Origin of the sequence: Desulfovibrio sp. JC010, assembly GCF_010470675.1 — a bacterium.
Lineage (GTDB): Bacteria > Desulfobacterota > Desulfovibrionia > Desulfovibrionales > Desulfovibrionaceae > Maridesulfovibrio.
In genome coordinates this window covers 182,434-198,562 of record NZ_VOIQ01000003.1, presented here as the reverse complement: position 1 = coordinate 198,562, position 16,129 = coordinate 182,434, and the positions used below count along the sequence as shown (strand labels likewise).

At 41.4% G+C, this 16,129-nt stretch carries 16 protein-coding genes; 9 read left to right on the top strand and 7 right to left on the bottom strand.

All coding sequences use genetic code 11. The features are described from left to right. Positions 1-124 precede the first annotated feature (124 nt). Both FMR86_RS04880 and FMR86_RS04875 read left to right on the top strand, forming a co-directional pair. Positions 125-904 carry a type IV toxin-antitoxin system AbiEi family antitoxin gene (locus FMR86_RS04880; protein ID WP_163349964.1) on the top strand — a complete coding sequence of 260 codons (780 nt, stop codon included), beginning with the start codon at positions 125-127 and terminating at the stop codon, positions 902-904. After that, positions 901-1,830 (top strand): nucleotidyl transferase AbiEii/AbiGii toxin family protein, encoded by a 930-nt coding sequence (locus tag FMR86_RS04875; RefSeq protein WP_163349963.1) that lies wholly within the window; start codon positions 901-903, stop codon positions 1,828-1,830. The genes FMR86_RS04880 and FMR86_RS04875 overlap by 4 nt, the downstream gene beginning before the upstream one ends. A gap of 155 nt (positions 1,831-1,985) precedes the next feature. Here the strand turns inward: FMR86_RS04875 and FMR86_RS04870 are convergent, their stop codons facing one another. Genes FMR86_RS04870 through FMR86_RS04860 form a run of 3 tightly spaced genes read right to left on the bottom strand, consistent with a single transcriptional unit; the run spans position 1,986 to position 3,758 of the window. Further along, positions 1,986-2,765: an ImmA/IrrE family metallo-endopeptidase gene (locus tag FMR86_RS04870; RefSeq protein ID WP_163349962.1), complete on the bottom strand. Its 780-nt coding sequence runs from the start codon at positions 2,763-2,765 to the stop codon at positions 1,986-1,988. Further along, entirely contained in the window at positions 2,765-3,205 is a 441-nt protein-coding gene (locus FMR86_RS04865; protein ID WP_163349961.1) for a hypothetical protein, read from the bottom strand. Before FMR86_RS04865 ends, FMR86_RS04870 begins: the two co-directional genes overlap by 1 nt. Continuing rightward, entirely contained in the window at positions 3,198-3,758 is a 561-nt protein-coding gene (locus tag FMR86_RS04860) for a hypothetical protein (protein ID WP_163349960.1), read from the bottom strand. The genes FMR86_RS04865 and FMR86_RS04860 overlap by 8 nt, the downstream gene beginning before the upstream one ends. A 226-nt stretch (positions 3,759-3,984) precedes the next feature. Between FMR86_RS04860 and FMR86_RS04855 the strand changes: the two genes are divergently transcribed. Genes FMR86_RS04855 through FMR86_RS04845 form a run of 3 tightly spaced genes read left to right on the top strand, consistent with a single transcriptional unit; the run spans position 3,985 to position 6,260 of the window. Continuing rightward, positions 3,985-4,662: a multiubiquitin domain-containing protein gene (locus FMR86_RS04855; RefSeq protein ID WP_163349959.1), complete on the top strand. Its 678-nt coding sequence runs from the start codon at positions 3,985-3,987 to the stop codon at positions 4,660-4,662. After that, positions 4,637-5,830, top strand: coding sequence for a ThiF family adenylyltransferase (locus tag FMR86_RS04850; protein WP_163349958.1), 1,194 nt, complete (start codon positions 4,637-4,639; stop codon positions 5,828-5,830). Before FMR86_RS04855 ends, FMR86_RS04850 begins: the two co-directional genes overlap by 26 nt. Beyond that, the gene (locus FMR86_RS04845; protein ID WP_163349957.1) at positions 5,811-6,260 is read left to right on the top strand and encodes a DUF6527 family protein; all 450 of its coding nucleotides are present in this window, start codon (positions 5,811-5,813) and stop codon (positions 6,258-6,260) included. The genes FMR86_RS04850 and FMR86_RS04845 overlap by 20 nt, the downstream gene beginning before the upstream one ends. 131 nt (positions 6,261-6,391) lie before the next feature. Here the strand turns inward: FMR86_RS04845 and FMR86_RS04840 are convergent, their stop codons facing one another. After that, on the bottom strand, positions 6,392-6,910 hold the full coding sequence (locus FMR86_RS04840; RefSeq protein WP_163349956.1) for a hypothetical protein: 519 nt from the start codon (positions 6,908-6,910) through the stop codon (positions 6,392-6,394). 184 nt (positions 6,911-7,094) lie between these two features. Here FMR86_RS04840 and FMR86_RS04835 point away from each other — a divergent pair, with 184 nt between their 5' ends. The 3 genes from FMR86_RS04835 (at position 7,095) to FMR86_RS04825 (ending at position 9,949) form a co-directional block, all read left to right on the top strand. After that, positions 7,095-8,099, top strand: a complete 1,005-nt coding sequence (locus tag FMR86_RS04835) for a YafY family protein (protein ID WP_163349955.1) — start codon at positions 7,095-7,097, stop codon at positions 8,097-8,099. A gap of 286 nt (positions 8,100-8,385) precedes the next feature. Further along, on the top strand, positions 8,386-8,748 hold the full coding sequence (locus tag FMR86_RS04830) for a hypothetical protein (protein ID WP_163349954.1): 363 nt from the start codon (positions 8,386-8,388) through the stop codon (positions 8,746-8,748). Between the two features lie 136 nt (positions 8,749-8,884). Beyond that, entirely contained in the window at positions 8,885-9,949 is a 1,065-nt protein-coding gene (locus FMR86_RS04825) for a hypothetical protein (RefSeq protein WP_163349953.1), read from the top strand. A 649-nt stretch (positions 9,950-10,598) separates the two neighbouring features. Here the strand turns inward: FMR86_RS04825 and FMR86_RS04820 are convergent. From FMR86_RS04820 to FMR86_RS04810, 3 genes are all read right to left on the bottom strand, one after another. Beyond that, a complete protein-coding gene (locus FMR86_RS04820) occupies positions 10,599-10,814 on the bottom strand; it encodes a hypothetical protein (protein WP_163349952.1) in 216 nt (71 codons plus the stop codon). Further along, on the bottom strand, positions 10,814-11,137 hold the full coding sequence (locus FMR86_RS04815; protein WP_163349951.1) for a DUF2958 domain-containing protein: 324 nt from the start codon (positions 11,135-11,137) through the stop codon (positions 10,814-10,816). The genes FMR86_RS04820 and FMR86_RS04815 overlap by 1 nt, the downstream gene beginning before the upstream one ends. Positions 11,138-11,210: 73 nt before the next feature. Then, a complete protein-coding gene (locus FMR86_RS04810; protein ID WP_163349950.1) occupies positions 11,211-11,831 on the bottom strand; it encodes a site-specific integrase in 621 nt (206 codons plus the stop codon). 184 nt (positions 11,832-12,015) lie between these two features. Here FMR86_RS04810 and FMR86_RS04805 point away from each other — a divergent pair, with 184 nt between their 5' ends. Further along, positions 12,016-16,098: an ATP-binding protein gene (locus tag FMR86_RS04805; RefSeq protein ID WP_163349949.1), complete on the top strand. Its 4,083-nt coding sequence runs from the start codon at positions 12,016-12,018 to the stop codon at positions 16,096-16,098. Positions 16,099-16,129: the final 31 nt, after the last annotated feature.

Sequence of the window (16,129 nt, the reverse complement as noted above, 5' to 3'; positions counted from 1 at the left end):
TGTAGATTAAGCAGTCTATCACTAGTTTAATTTTACCTCAGATAGAACGCTATAAGCATGCTAATCAGCATAATTTTAAACCAAACACTTGCTCACAGTTTAAATAAAAGCTATTTAGTACAGCATGGACCAAACAAGAGGAACAAAAATAAACCAACTCATGTTGGCGTGGCCCAACGGGACCATAAAAAATTCCGAGGAGCTAGCGAAGCTGGAAATCAACAAGTCACTTGTCCAAGGATACATGGAGCAAGGCTGGCTTGTTTCCGTTGGGCGTGGCGCATATGCCAAATCGCATGACACGCCCACTTGGCTCGGTGGCCTGCATAGCTTGCAACAAAAAGACAAGCCATTCATCCATGCCGGGGGCAGAACGGCTCTTGAGCTTCAGGGCTATACCCACTACGTCTCAGCACAGAAGCGTGAAATATTCCTTTTTGCTCCCCCCAAAACAAAACTGGCGGCATGGTTTGCCAGATACGATTGGGGACAAAAAGTAGTCTTCACTTCCACCTCACTATTTTCTGATAGTCCTTCCGACAGCTTCACTGAACACTATGCTGGAACTTTTACGGTAAAAATATCCTCCCCAGAACGCGCCATACTTGAACTGCTGCACCACGTACCGCAAAAAGTAAGTTTCGATGAAGCTTTTCAACTGATGCAAGGGCTCGGTACTTTACGGCCCACACTTCTCCAAACACTACTCGAAGAGTGCAATAGCATCAAAGCCAAAAGGCTATTCCTTTACCTTGCCAGAGAGAGCGGACACCGCTGGCTTTCCCGCATCAAACGCGACAGCATCCAATTAGGCTCCGGCAAACGCGAAATAGTAAAAAACGGCATGCTGGATAAAGAATTCAACATCACCGTCCCCAAGAACAATGAAGAGGAACTGTTTTGAATAAATACGAAAAGCAGGTGCGCATCCTGCTGCGTGTCTTGTCCCTGATTGAATATGACCATCCCAACGGTGACGGTTCAGCATTCCTCGCCCTGAAAGGCGGTACGGCCCTGAACTTCTTCCTTTGGAACCTGCCACGCCTGTCCGTAGACATTGACCTTGCTTACTGCCCAATCAATGACCGCAAGACAGCCCTGCGTGATATTTCAGAAAGCATGCAAAGACTTGCGAAGCAGGTGGAAAGAATCATGCCTACCGCAGCAGTAAATCTGACCGCGCCAAACAATGCCGCTCCCAAAGTCTTAATCAAGCACGATGGGGTAATGGTCAAGATTGAACCCAATGCCACCATTCGCGGCACAGTATATGAGACAGAATATTCGGACCTACAGCCGGAAGTTGAACGCCGCTTTGAAATGGCAGCAGAGGTACGCCGCCTTTCCATTCATGATCTGTACGGTGGGAAAATATGCGCTGCGCTGGATCGCCAACATCCACGTGATCTTTTTGATGTGGCCCAACTTCTCGACACCGAAGGGCTGACCGAGAAAATCCGAAAGGCATTTCTCGTCTACCTACTGGGACACAATCGCCCAATGTCGGAAATTCTGACCCCCAATTTCCAACCCTTAACCGATGCCTACGAAAAAGAATTCCGTGGGATGACACAGACTGAAGTTGCCCTTGAAAAACTGGAAGCCACCCGCGCCCAGTTGGTCCAAGAAATCAAGTCTGGCCTAAGCGATGACGACAAGCAATTCCTGCTCTCCGTCAAAAAAGGAAATCCTGAATGGGAACTTCTGGAAATCCCTCACGCCGCTCAACTTCCTGCCGTGCTTTGGAAGCTGCATAATATTGAGAAGCTGAGGAAGAACGCCAAGAAGCATGCTGAGGCTGTTCGGAAGCTTGAGAAATGCTTGGAATAAGGCCCCATTTCCTCTTACATAGTCCCGCGACGATAATGTACCAAAAAACAGGCTCCCCGGAATATCCAAGGGAGCCATTTAGGGCCTGTTTTTCACGATATTTGCCGAAAATTTTATCTTCATCAACTTGGTCAAGTTGCTACATACGACTACGGCTAAAGAAATTCTTCAAGCATTGATTCATCTTTCCACCATAACATAGTTAAGACCATATCCCCGTATCCCTTTATGGAGTGTTCATGCACATCATGTTCATAAGCATTTCGCGTGTTAAACCAGCAACTAGCCTGCACAGGTTTAGGACCTCCAGAATCAGCCATTTTACCACATAATATTTCCATAGCATATGTTTCATGATGCAAATTGTCGCTGGGACGCAACCATGCTGGGAGATCTGGGCAAGACACAAAGCGAATTAACTCACCATTCTTTCCGTTATACCATGCGAAAATAGCTGGATAGGAACCAAATTTAACAAATCTAATTGCAGTAGCCATCAAACTTGTTCTAAACAAACGACTCAACTCTCTTACAGAATTTAGATCCATATCCATGTCAGAGCACGCTGGCTTAAACAAGAACTCTGGCATCAACAAATCAGCTGCATATCTATTAGCCCTTGCTTCAACTCCCATTTGAAATATATTATGCCCACCTATGTCTTTTTCCGTACAGCTGAATCGCGGAGTTCCTCGATCCAACATCCAATGTCCCAACTCATGCCCAATACAAAATCTTTGCCTAGCTCTGCCCACTTCATTTGATACAAATATTGTGGCATTGTCACCAACACCAATAATATATGCTTCACACCCTGTTAACGTTTTGTGCTTTATTTTAGCATTACATCCCAAAGACAAAACATTTAATCGAATCTCTTCCGGCTTGGATACACCAAAATAATTTAAAAAATCATATGGTTTAGTGAAACGCATTAAGAATCATCTTCCTCGATTTGAAGTTCCCCATGTTCATATAAAGTCTCAATTAACAATTCGATGTCTTCATTAGTAATGTCTGTCATATTTCTATATTGCAAAGTCATATTTGAAGGCATATTTGAATTATTTAAAAAACCTTTAACAAAAAAATCTTTTAAACTTCCGTACTTTTTTAAAATACTACCAACTATTGCACGATCTATTGGCTTAGTTGTCTCTTCCTCTGCTAAACATGACACCAATGTTTTCTTTTCTAAGGATATAACATCATTAAATAATGATGTTATTGATTCAATTCTTTCATTAGATTTATCTCCGAAGACATCATTATGTTCTTCGTGTATTTCTTCATCACTTAAACTATCCAGATAGTCCAAGTAATCATCAGATATATTACAAAGTGCTTGGAGATATGAAATGTCCCTGCTACTCATTTCTGTTCCCCCTTGGATAATTGGCATTACGATATCTACTCAGTCTCTTCTGAGCAGCATTGTATTGATTCTGCGTCATGCCTTCTTGTTTACGAATTTCTTCGCCAGTTAACCCTTCTGCCTTACCCATTAAGTACGTCAACACATTTTCATCATTAGAAAAGTGATCAAAGGCTGACTCGATTACTTGCTGTGCCCAAGCTTCTCGCTCTTTTATAATTATTTCTTCTTCAGGGGGTACAGGATGAGATTTAAGCTGTGTGTAATGACACTCTATAGCTCCGGGCAGATTGCTACATACTTCATTTTTTATACTTTTCATCACGCCACATAAAAAAGCCCGTAGCGAAATATCGTTCTTTGGAGGCCACTTGCGTGTTCCTCGTACTGTCCGTTTAATTGCTTCTCGAACAAGCCAATCTGGAGAAATTGCAACAGATTCAGCGAATTTGAAGGCAGCTAAATCAATCGCCTTTATATCTTCAGCGGTTAGACTTTTAAGAGCCTGTTCAAAATCATTAACGTATTGAAGTCTTTTTCTGGGATCATCCATTAGTGTCTATCCTCGAGGTATTCGTTACCTAAGTTGTGCCTAAATTTTAGCACTCTCTTATAAACTATGCGCATATTTTAAGAGTAGCGGACAAATTTTTATTTTTTTTGTCCGCACTCGCCATTCTGTGCGCATAAAAGATAGAAGGACCTTTTAATCACGACAACTATATTCATGACTAATTAATAGTTGTCAAACAGGCAAGTTTTGCCAAGGAAAAATATTTATGACCCCTGATCAGACATGCTTTAAAGTTAAAATTGATGATTCTATGTTTGAATTCGGCGAGACGATGGTCACAGGCCATCAACTTTTAACAATCGCCCACAAACATCCTCTTGATGAACACATCATTTACCAGAAACTGAAAGATGGTCAGTTCGAGGAAATCCGTCTCGAAGAAAGTGTAGACTTAAGCCAGCCGGGGCTTGAAAGATTTAAAACTTTCCGAAGTGCAGAATCATACCGTTTCACCGTTGATGGAAGAAAATTTGAATGGGGAGCCCCTGTAATTACAGGCCGGAGACTTAAAAAGTTCGCTGACGTTGCACCTGACACATATGATGTTTGGATGAATGTTCGCGGCAAGGGTGAAGATCAAATTATCTCAAATCGTGAAGAAGTCAGGCTTGATACCCCCGGTCTTGAACGTTTTTATACTGAACAAGTCAGTATCACTATCATTATTAATGGACGCCCTCACGAAATCAACAAACGTTCTCTTTCCTTTACTGAGCTCGTTCAGTTGGCTTTCCCTAATGTTCAGCCTGCTCCCAACACAATTCACACCATTGTTTTCAAGAATGGTCCTGAAGAAAACCCCCAAGGAAGTCTTGTCGAAGGCCAAACCATCATTATTAGCGAGAGGATGATCATCAATGTCACAAAAACTGATAAATCTTAGTCCTGACCTCAAGCGGTTGAGAGATGAAGGGTACGAAGTCGAAATAAAGAATGGACACCTTCTGCTTCATTCCATCCCTTACGTCTCCGCACAAAAGGAAATTAAATTTGGAACCCTTATTTCTACACTTACCCTGTGTGGAGATAAAACAGCCAAGCCAGATAACCACGTGATATACTTTCAAGGAGAGTTCCCATGCTCTGAAAAGGGGACACCCATTGAAGCAATACGTCACTCAAGTGGGAAGAAAACTTTAGCCCCTAACGTGGAGGCTGATCATTCGTTTTCCAATAAACCAAGTGCAGGATATGAAAACTACTTCGCCAAAATGGAACAGTACGTAAAAATCATATCCCATCCAGCGATGGCTTTGGAAAGCACCGTAACACCCCGAACATATGCTCCCATTAAGCCCATGAATGAGGAGTCGGTCTTCAATTATATTGACACCGCTTCGAGCCGTGCAGGCATTCAAGTCTTGTCTGAGAGTTTGAAAGCACAGCGTATAGCTATCGTCGGATCGGGCGGTACGGGTGCGTATGTTTTAGACTTCGTAGCTAAAACCCCTGTATGCGAGATACACCTTTTCGATGCTGACGATTTTCTCTCACACAATGCTTTCAGGTGTCCGGGAGCAGCTTCATTTGAAGAACTAAGTCAAGGCATGAAAAAGGTAGACTACTTAGCCACAATGTACTCGAAAATGCGCAAGGGAATAATTGTACATAAAAAAATGATTTCCCTAAATTCAGTCAAGGAACTCAATGGCTTTGACTATGTGTTCATGTGTGTTGACGATGGGCGATGCAAAAAACACATTTTCGATGCCTTAATCAATACGAGCTCAACAGTCATAGACGTTGGGATGGACGTACATCTCGTAGGTCAGGAACTTTTGGGAACCTGCCGAGTTACAACCTGCACGAAAAGCAAAAGTGACCATATTGCGACACGAGTATCAATGGGTGAAGCTGTCGCAGGAGGAGAATATGCCAGCAACATTCAAATTGCTGAGCTGAATGCATTAAATGCGTGCCTCGCAGTCATCAAATGGAAACAGCTCAGTGGATTCTACCAAGATTTAGAACACGAACACCATCTGACGTATTCAACAAATTGCGCCCTATTAGACACGGATGAGAAAGACGATGGCAACCAAGCAGCTTAAAATTCAATTCTGCGAATTTATCCCAACTGAAATAGAAGAAGGGACACTTTATATTTCAATGGAATTTGCAACCGCCTCTCACAAGTGTGCCTGCGGTTGCGGGCAAGAAGTTGTGACTCCTTTCACTCCTACAGACTGGAAATTAACATACGATGGAGAGAGCGTTTCCCTGTCTCCTTCAATCGGAAATTGGAGCTATCAGTGCAGGTCGCATTACTTCATTAAAAACAGCAAAATTGTATGGGCAGGTAATATGTCCCAGAAAGCTATTGATGCTGGACGGTTCCATGACCAGCTGAATAAGAATCGGCATTACAAACAGCATGATACAAGCATGGAAGAAACACAGAACAAAGACGGCCGCCAAGACAAACCAAATGAAAAACGTGCTGGAATATTTAAATCTATTGCGAGATTCTTCGGCTTCTAGCTTGTTAAAAGACACCCATATATTCTTCACAATCATTACAACTTAATAAATTTGTAGATTACAGACTAAAACAGGCTCCCCCGGAATATCCAAGGGAGCCTTACTTATTTTAAATAGACTTTTATCTGGCTTTATTTACTACAAAAATTCAAAAGCATAATTGATACAAGCTCAAGCGGTTCATTTCTATAAACAGCCTCAATAGTTTCCATCCTCGTGTCGGGAATTTTTTTCTGATGAAGCTTGCCGTTTTCATCCACCCGTCCAACATTTATGCCACTGAAAATCAGTAAAAAGCGATTTCCTTTAACTGCAAACTGAGCAAGAACAGACATCTCCATGTTTTCCATGTTCTTTTTTGCCTTGGTGACAATTTCAGGACTGAGGATAGAACCTCCATAATTCGCCCCAACAAACTTGCCATAATCCATCACCCCTTTGAATTCGACAATCTGCCTTCCCCTGTTGTCTTCATAAGAATCCCAGCTAGTAATTTTGAAGTAGCTATAATTCTCAAAGGCCTGACCGACTGAAAGCGAGCTGTCCAAGGTCAAAGTCCCTCCTTTAACAGTATCAATAGCCGAGGAAGTGCAGGCCTGAAGGCCAGCTAAAACAGTTAGCATCATGATCGCGGAAATTACCTTTTTCATTTTAATATTTCTCCTTAAAAATTCATTCAGCTTCGCACAACGGACTAAGCTCACCCTTCAATACCCTGTAAAAGAAGAACTCCTCAGTCCAACCAAACTCACTCAGCTTGTTTGCAAGCCATATTTGGGATATAAAAAAGGAGCGTTCCAATTCCCGGAACGGTAAAATTTTAAAGGGATAATTATGGCAAAAAAATTCAATGATGACGCAAGCCCATCGGAGAAAATCCTAGGCCTTTACGGACTGCTACTTTTCACAGGACGTAAATACAATCTATCCTCTCTGGCGGATAAATTTGATTGCTCAAAACAGACGATTTTGAGGATGGTGGAAACCATAGAACGCACTCATACCCTTCCCCTGATGACTGAGATGGAGAACGGCAGGCGTTGGTTCTGGATAGAAGCCCGGAAAGAGAGCATGAATGTATCCCTGAAAGCTGAGGACATCCGCTACCTGAATATGTGCAAAGACATGGTCTCCGACATCTTGCCGCAGGGCATCAAGCACGAAATTGAACAGGCACTCATAAGTGCAGAGTCTTTTGTTCCAAGCAACACCGAGCCGACAAAGCACAAGACAACCTCTTTCTTCAGCAATGACCGGGGAGTGATTAATTATGATAAATTTCAGGATGAAATTTCACTTCTTCTGGAATGCATAGAAAATAATGAAATTTGCCAAATTTCCTACACTCGCGCCGGGGCAACAGAACCACAGAGCCGATACTTCGCCCCGGATAAAATTCACTCCAGAAACGCAACCCTATATGTAGAAGGCTGGAAACTTCACGAACACCCACCCCACGAAATCAAACACGAGCAGACTTTAGCGATACACAGGATTCACAGGATCTCTACCACCGGGATTCAATTCAACTTCGGAACCAAGGAACGGGAGCCCCTTCCCTACTTCGGATTTGATATTGAAGACCCCTTTGAAGTGAAAGTTCGCATTAATAAATCCACAGCACCATACATCCGCGAACGGCAATGGAGTACAGATCAGCATATTGAGCCACAGCAGGACGGCGGTGTTATCCTAACCCTTTCAGCACAGTCATACCACGAAGTTACCGCATGGATACTTAGCTTAGGCAACGATGTTGAGTTACTCGAACCGCAGGGACTGCGGAAACATCTTTTCGAGACAACCCAGAAGATGAACAAGAAATATTCTCCCAGTTAACAGACTCAGGTCTTCTACCCACAATCTTCTCGTCTCGCATTTTCCTTATTTTTTTCACTTCTTTTACACGAGAGATAAACCCTCAATATAAATAACGAAAAAACCACAGACCTCTCTAATTACGCACTAGTTTATTTCAATTAAACTAGTGCGTTCTCTTTAGCCCAGATGCAGCTCCGTGTCGGATATTGTAAATAGATAAGACTCAACGGACAGGAGTTTTCGCACATACAAAACTCCCGCGAAAGTCATCACAAACAATCTAACCACACAAGAGAGGGTAAAAATGAAAAAAGAATTCAGCATCGACAGAACTAAGAAAAAAATACTCCAGCTCTATAAAAATAAACACAAACACACATATAGGCTCGGTAGACATCTCACAAGATTAAAAAAAGAAAGCAATAGAGATTTTTGCAACACAATCAAGAAGGAATTCCCTTTCGGAATTTCATATGCTTACAAATGTATGGACGTATTCAGAGCTTTCCCCAAAGCAAAATCTACTGAAGGAATTAGACCTACTACATTATATCATATGTCGCACCCTAAATTTCCCATCAAAAAAAGAAAAAAAATCATCAGGGAATTGCGTAAAGGGAAAAAACTGCAAGATAAAGAAATCAAGAAAATCAATCTATCATCTTAATATGCAACACCAGAATCGCAGCATAATTATAAGTTACAGTTTGAAAAGAAAAAACACAAAGAACAACCCTTTTTGTACTGTATATATTACTTAGTTATATAGTATACATACCCCCTCTCTAATAGGGAGGGGGTATATGGATAATACGTATATGAAAAAGAAAAAAATCCAAAATAAAAATAGTAGTAAATTTTCAGATAAACAAATTGGACAAATCACTGACGGCATAAAACGTGTTCACACGCATTTGCACAGAGTGAGGATGTCCGCAAAGGAGTTCAGTGAGGAAAGACCACCACAGATAACATTTTCACCTAAACTCCCGAATAATTCTTGGGGTTCTGACCACAAAAGCATTCAATATATTCACGGCCCCAACGGAGAAAGAGCGGCATTACGCTTAGACTCCACGATTGGCTACAAACCGATGCTTCTGGACACAACAGATAGTTCTCCAGAATTTCTCTCATTACTGGATAAGTCCTTCGCCAATGTCGTAGTCTCTGAAGCTGAATACGCAACAGATTTCATATGCAAAAGTCCCGAGAGCGCAGCGGAGGTCTTTGACCTTCTTTGCGAGCACACCTACGTTAGCCACATGAGAGGAGAAGTAACTCTATATGGAGGCATTCCATTGGAGGAAACAGGTTTACCCAGCAACAGGGGACTCAGAATCGCCAACAAAGGCGAAACAGGAGGCGTAAATATCTATGAGAGGGGAGATGAGATGTACAAAAAAATTGACGGGGCCAATAATTCAAGTTGGGACCGTCAACATATTAATCTTGTCCGTGTCGAGTTTAAAATTGCCAACAAAGACACCCGGTTTAGAAATTTAGGTTTAACACAACTACATGAATTTATTACAAACCCGCGATTTAAAGAGCTCCTTAAAGGTCGGATGCAATTCAGCTCAATTCGGACTTATAAATGTCACAACGGGCCGCAAGCAATAACACCAATCCAAAAACAGCAAGAATTAAATGACATAGGAATTTTTCAGACGGAATACAGGCGAGCAAGAGAAGCTCTCAAGACAAACATTTCAAAATATAAAACAACATCCAAACCCATGAGCCCTCTTATGCAAAGGGTCTTAAAATCGAGGGGAAATGCAGCAAAAAGCTGGCAAAAGCGAGCTGAAGCCCTTGGATATAAGAAGATTAGAGGCTTTGGAGGTTTAAACCTAGACTCCATTTAACATTTAAAACTAGGGATTCCTTGGCTGAATGACAGAATCCCTAGTTTTCCTGTAAAAAGAGCGCGCTTAACCTCGATATTTAATTTTATTTGGGAGAGCAAAATCCAAGGAGGTTTTTTAAAAAATTCCGTATTAATCCCGCATAAAAACCAAAGTTCCCGGTGGATGCAGACAAATAGGGCTCTCCTCGGAAATTTCCTCAACAGAGCAATGTCTTCTATAGGTAAACTTTCGCCCTGATGAATCAGATAAGACCAGCCTATGCTTCTGAACCTCGGAAACGACAGTCCAATGGGACCACTCCCACGATTCCAGACACAGAAAGATCGCTGAAGGTCCTGCGGAGAGCCAAGTTTCCATATCGGACCAGTAAGTATCAAGGTCAACATGCTTACGGTAAAAAGGCCGCCTTCGACTAACATCGGGGAACCTCGGCTCAAAGACCTCTCTGGAGAGCCCTACGACCATATTTATGTTCATCCCCTCTGTAAGTATGCAAGGCAAAGACGCTCGCTTATCAAGCCACTCTAGACACTCAGAGAACAATTCTTGGCTACGAACAAAGCCTGTGCGTGGGTATAACAACCTGATCGAATTTATCAGACTGTATACCCCGCACAGGCCATCTAGATAGCCCTGCTGATATGGTTTAGCCACGGTCTTGATCAATCGGGATTATGTGCAGCAAAAAAGTATCACCGCACGAGAAGCTTACAACCGCCCCATACTCACATAAGGCCCCGGCATTATCGCAAGAACAGCATGATACAACCGGGTTTTCCTGAACCAGTTGAACCTTTTCCGCTACGGTCAACTGGGGGTCAAACAGGCTTATGATCAGGTCTTCCATGTCTCTGGCATCCATTAGGCTTTCCTCCAGATTTCAGGCACATCTTTGGCCTTTCTTGGCTGCCAAAACCTTTCCAACTCGCAATCCACCTCACTTCCCCCGACTCGTAGGGTTTTCAACTCTTCAAAGGAAAAATACCCCCACTCGGCGTTCTGGTAGTCCTGATTAAGAATTGCATAGCCGAAGAAGGTATCATCACCGTCAAACTCGGCAACATACCAATCACAGCCACCGATGAAGAAATGTAGGTAAATAAGCTTCTCTTTGACCTCAATATCCTCTGTTTCGTAGAACTTGGGTATCCGGGACAGACGTTCAACAGATGGTTCATTCCACATAGGGACCTCCTGCACAGGACGCACGTAAAGCCCCCGGCAAGTCGGGTAAAAGCGCATCCTGTGCGGTTAACAGTTAATTAAGAATGGTATTCGCCAGAGCCTGATTTAGTTCCGGCAGGACATCCGCATAATGTGCGGTCATATTGATGCTGGCGTGACCCAGCTGCTTCTGGACAAAGCGAAGGTTGCAGCTTTTCGCCAAAATCATGGTCGCGTAGGTATGACGACAGCTGTGAATAGAGTATTGCTTGGGCAATCCAGCGGTTTTAAGAATTTCCTTAAAACTTATGTGCAAAGCCGTTGTTGTGTAGTTCTTGCCCGCCCTTCCGGCAAAAAGAGGAGATCTTAGGGAGGTGGATTCCCTCCATTTTTCCTTTTGCTTGATAAATTTGCGAATTTCACGAGTCAGCTTGTCATCAAGATAAACATCACGTCTTTTGCCTCCTTTGCCCCTCTGGACGATCAGGTAGTGTTCTTTGTTGCCTTCAAGAAACAAATCTCCAATGCTCAAGGCCGCAATCTCACTGACTCTCAACCCGCTACGTAGCGCGAGGAGCGCAAGCATATACCTGACTCGCCAGATTCGCGTTACACGATCCGGCTGGCCTTTAGACATTTGCTGACAGGTTTTAAGCAGGAGATTTGTCTGAGAATTGGAGAAAAACATATCACGTGTAATTCGATAGTTTTTCATGGGTATATTATAGCATATATTTCCCACGGCACCAAACAATCCAACGCACACACTCGCAACAACACCCTAAAATTAAAACAAAAGACTGAAGCCTAATTGCATACATGCTTGCAAGACAATAATTAAAAGAATAAAAAACAAAAAAACACAGAAGCTACCCCACTTAGAATAAAAGGAATTGAAAATGGCGCGTGATCAAGTGAAAACCAGTGCAATCACATATACTGGCTATGATTATCAAACATTACATGGGATTAAATTATTAGCCGATTGGATTGAATCACCCAGTAGATACGAAAGAGTACTTTTTGAAGCAGACAAAGAAACAGATGCGCCTAAAGGGATAGATGACATCACCTGCATTAGAGAGGGCGGCAAGCAAGATTACTATCAAGTTAAATTTACTCCAAATCCAGACAAAGAAGATAACAAAATTACTTGGGAATGGTTACTCAAAAAATCCGGTAAGACCTCCCGTTCAACTTCTTTGCTGCAAAAATTATATAAGGCCATAAAATCCGTAGCTCCAGACAAACTTGGAAAAGTTGTCTTGTTAACGAATAAACCCCCTAATAGTTCGGTGGAAACATGCCTTTATGGAAATAGAATTATATTTCGGCGTATTCCGCAAGACATTAAAGAGCAAATTGAAACTCAGCTAGGCAGTGAAGAAAAAGTCCAAGATCTTTTTGACATCCTAACAATAAAGCACAGCAGCAAAAGTTATAAAAATCTTGAAAATGAACTGATAGAACGCTTTTCCAAATTTTCAAATCTTGATGGATACTGTAGACTTTTTAACGCAGCAAATAACTGGGCAAAGTTCAAAGGAATCCCTTCGCAGGATGGGTGGATTCGCCTGAAAGATATTCATAAAATTTTATCCGTATCAAAACCAGAACCGATTTCACAATCGTTTTTAGTTCCTGACAATTACAATCTTCCAGACGCTTATTTTCATGACAACTTAGTAGAGGCAATAACTTTAGCCGCAGGAAAGTTAATTGTTCTTAGTGGAGCACCCGGCTGCGGGAAAAGCACATATCTTAGCTATTTGTACAGGGACCTAGAAAAAAGGAAGATCCCAGTCATAAGACATCATTATTTCCTATCTCTTGACGATAGAACAGACAATCGCCTTACGCCATCTGTAGTGGCATCATCTCTTATTAATCAGATGGAGTACAAATACTCAAAAGCAGTCCAATTAAATGACTCTCATGATTTAAGTGTTCAATTATCAGCCAAACTAAAATCATGTGCAGCCTATTTTAAAGAAAAGGGTGTTCCACTTATAATAATCGTTGATGGCTTAGATCATGTCTGGAGAGATAATTATAAAGATAAGGCCCCATTAGATGATCTTTTTAAACAGTTACTTCCTGCCGTAGACAATACGATTATAGTCGTCGGTACCCAGCCTGTTGAAGATAAAATGCTACCTGATCGGTTAGTTCAATTAAGTCCTAGGGAGAACTGGTACGAACTGCCTTTGATGAATGAAAACGCAATCTTTAATTACATGGAAAGTCAGTATGAAGAAGGTCGGTTTGCGGATGCTCCAGACAACCAAGACCCCATTGATTTACTGAAAAAAAGTGCCTTGGCTTTGCACGACAAAACAGCAGGCTACCCACTGCAAATGATCTATTCCTGTGAATACTTTGCCGTTAACAATAAATTCCCCACAGAATGGCGCATAAAGGAATTGCCGGAATGCAAAAGTCATCACATCGAGACATACTACAAAGGTTTATGGATTAATCTTTCTACTCAGCAAAAAGATATTCTACATATCTGCTGCGAACTAACTCAATTCTGGCCTTTTGACTTGTTCAATAAAGTTATTGCAAGTGAATACCCAGTGCCAGATTTCACTGGCGTCCAGCACCTCCTGTACGAAAGTGCTGCTGGATTTTGCCCATTCCATGAAAGTTTAGTCGTATTTGTTTTAGCTGAAAAAGACCATATTTCTAGAATTGGAACAATTCTTCCGGGTTTGTGCGAATGGTTAAAGAATGACGCACCAGCCTCACTTCGCGAAACCCGACTTTGGTCATGTCTCGCCTTAGCAGGAGACACAAAACCTCTACGGGAAAATACAACAAAAAGTTGGGTTGTTGAGCGTCTAGCTGAAGGGTACCCTATTGATACATTTATTAACTTGAAAAAACAGGCCGAAGAGATTGCTTTTGATGGAAGAGCTTTTGGCGAAGCGCAACGCCATAGGCATCTAAAGAATAGGATGCAAAATGGTCCAGAATTTCAAATACCCGACATTTCAATTCTACAACAAACATCGCTATTCTCTGCACCAAAATCAGTGATTACTGAAGCAATCTCGGCATCTAGAACCTATTCTCCCCAACAGCTCGCGTCTATCTCTACTGCCCTGTGGTACAGAGAAGACAATGAACTTTCTTTGGGATTTGCAAAACAAGCACTCTCTAGATTTAGAGACCGCTTAGAAATAAATTCATCACATTCCCACAACAGGGATTATAGCGAATTCGCGTCAGTGGTAAAAGCTGGAGCTTTAAATAACATATTAAATTTAGATAATATTATCCATGGGGGACACCTCGATTCGTGGCCTCAAGAGGCATTTGATTCACTCATATTTGCACTGTCTGCCAGTGATAATTTTAAAAACTTACTCATGATAAATGAAGGAGTAAAAGAATATAGTAGAAAACAAAAAGTTGAAGAAGCACTAGTTCGCATGGCAATTCTTCAACAAGTAGATTTGGAAAGATTTATAGCTGCAAACAAATTTTTAACTCACGGACGTGGAGCTCTTTTAAAATGTTTACTTGCTTGTGACCCATCAAAACCAAAATATCACACTTCAATTCAACCTATTAGTGCAGGAGTATATAGATATGACTGCACAGAAGTAGGTTTTGAACAATATTTCATTGAAACATTACAAATATTACAAAATGCCCAAGGGTCATTTTCGTGGATTTTTCCTAAGTACGAAGTATACGACGAAGACATCTCTGATTTATATATAACGCCTATCAATTTTGCTGAGACAATATTTAATAAATGTTTAAGTGGACAAAACGTCACACTGGACTTCTGTTTAGCCCTTACTAAAGACTTACGACTGCCAGAAGTTAACGACTTTTCAACGCGGGATAAAATAAACCAATTTTTCAAACGATGGGTGACGTTGGCTATTGACCTTCACATATTTACGACATCTTCTTGCATTGGAATAGACAGTCTAAAACAAGCTACCTCATACGAAAAATTCAACATCTACTTGTTCATAGAATGGTACTCTGAACAAGGCATGAGCCTTCTTTCAAACGATGCAATTGCAATCCTTAATAAGAAAATAATTCATGCTCAAAAGCAATCTACTTTTCAAGTCTACGAGTTAATCGAAAACAATTTGAGCCTAGCAGTCATCTCGATGATTCATGATGACGTTGAACAATGTAATGCTTTTTCAAAGTCTTGCTGGGAATTTGTTTTAGGGTATGGCAACCATAAAGATCCCTACGTGTTTCATGTCTTAGACTCAATTAAGCACATCATAGATGTAGATCCTTCCTATGCCAAAAATGCACTGAAAAATATTGCAGAAGAGGTTTACTGGATATCCGATTATACTGATGGGGATGAAGTTCATCATTCTCAAAAGATGTTAACAGAGTATATAGGAAAAACCTCTATCCCTTGCTTAGCTTCAAAATATAGACAAGAGGTATCTGACGGCGAATGGTATGATGCCGAACACACATTAAACGAAATACTTAAACGAATAAACATTTCTAATCCAGCTCTTACGACAATATGCAAGACAGGACTTTCAGCTAATTGTATTAGCACTTTGAGCAAAAGAGAGGAAAAAGAAAATGATGGCTTTCAACCAAGCAATATAGCTATTGAGTTCAACGGAGGAGTTACCACTCCCATTGATGAACATACGGCAACACCTCCAGATATAGAAGATGATAAAATTAATTTTAAAAACTATCGCCCAGAAAGACACAGCGATCTAATTAAGAACTTTAGTTACTCCTCTTACGCAAAACCAACTATAAATGAATGGTATGATTACTGGTGCGCCGAAGGAGAAGAGGAAAGTCTAGTCGAAGAACTTTCCCCGGTAGTTCTTCAAGAAAAAATGCCTGAACATTATCGCTATATTTTGGACTCACTATTTGAAAGTTGCCGAAAAATATTTGGTACAAATAAAGCCTTCCCGCTAGCTATAAAAGCCCAAATCGAAATGCTTGGATGGGGCGACTAGAACCATTACGAATCAGTTGAAAAATCCCTTT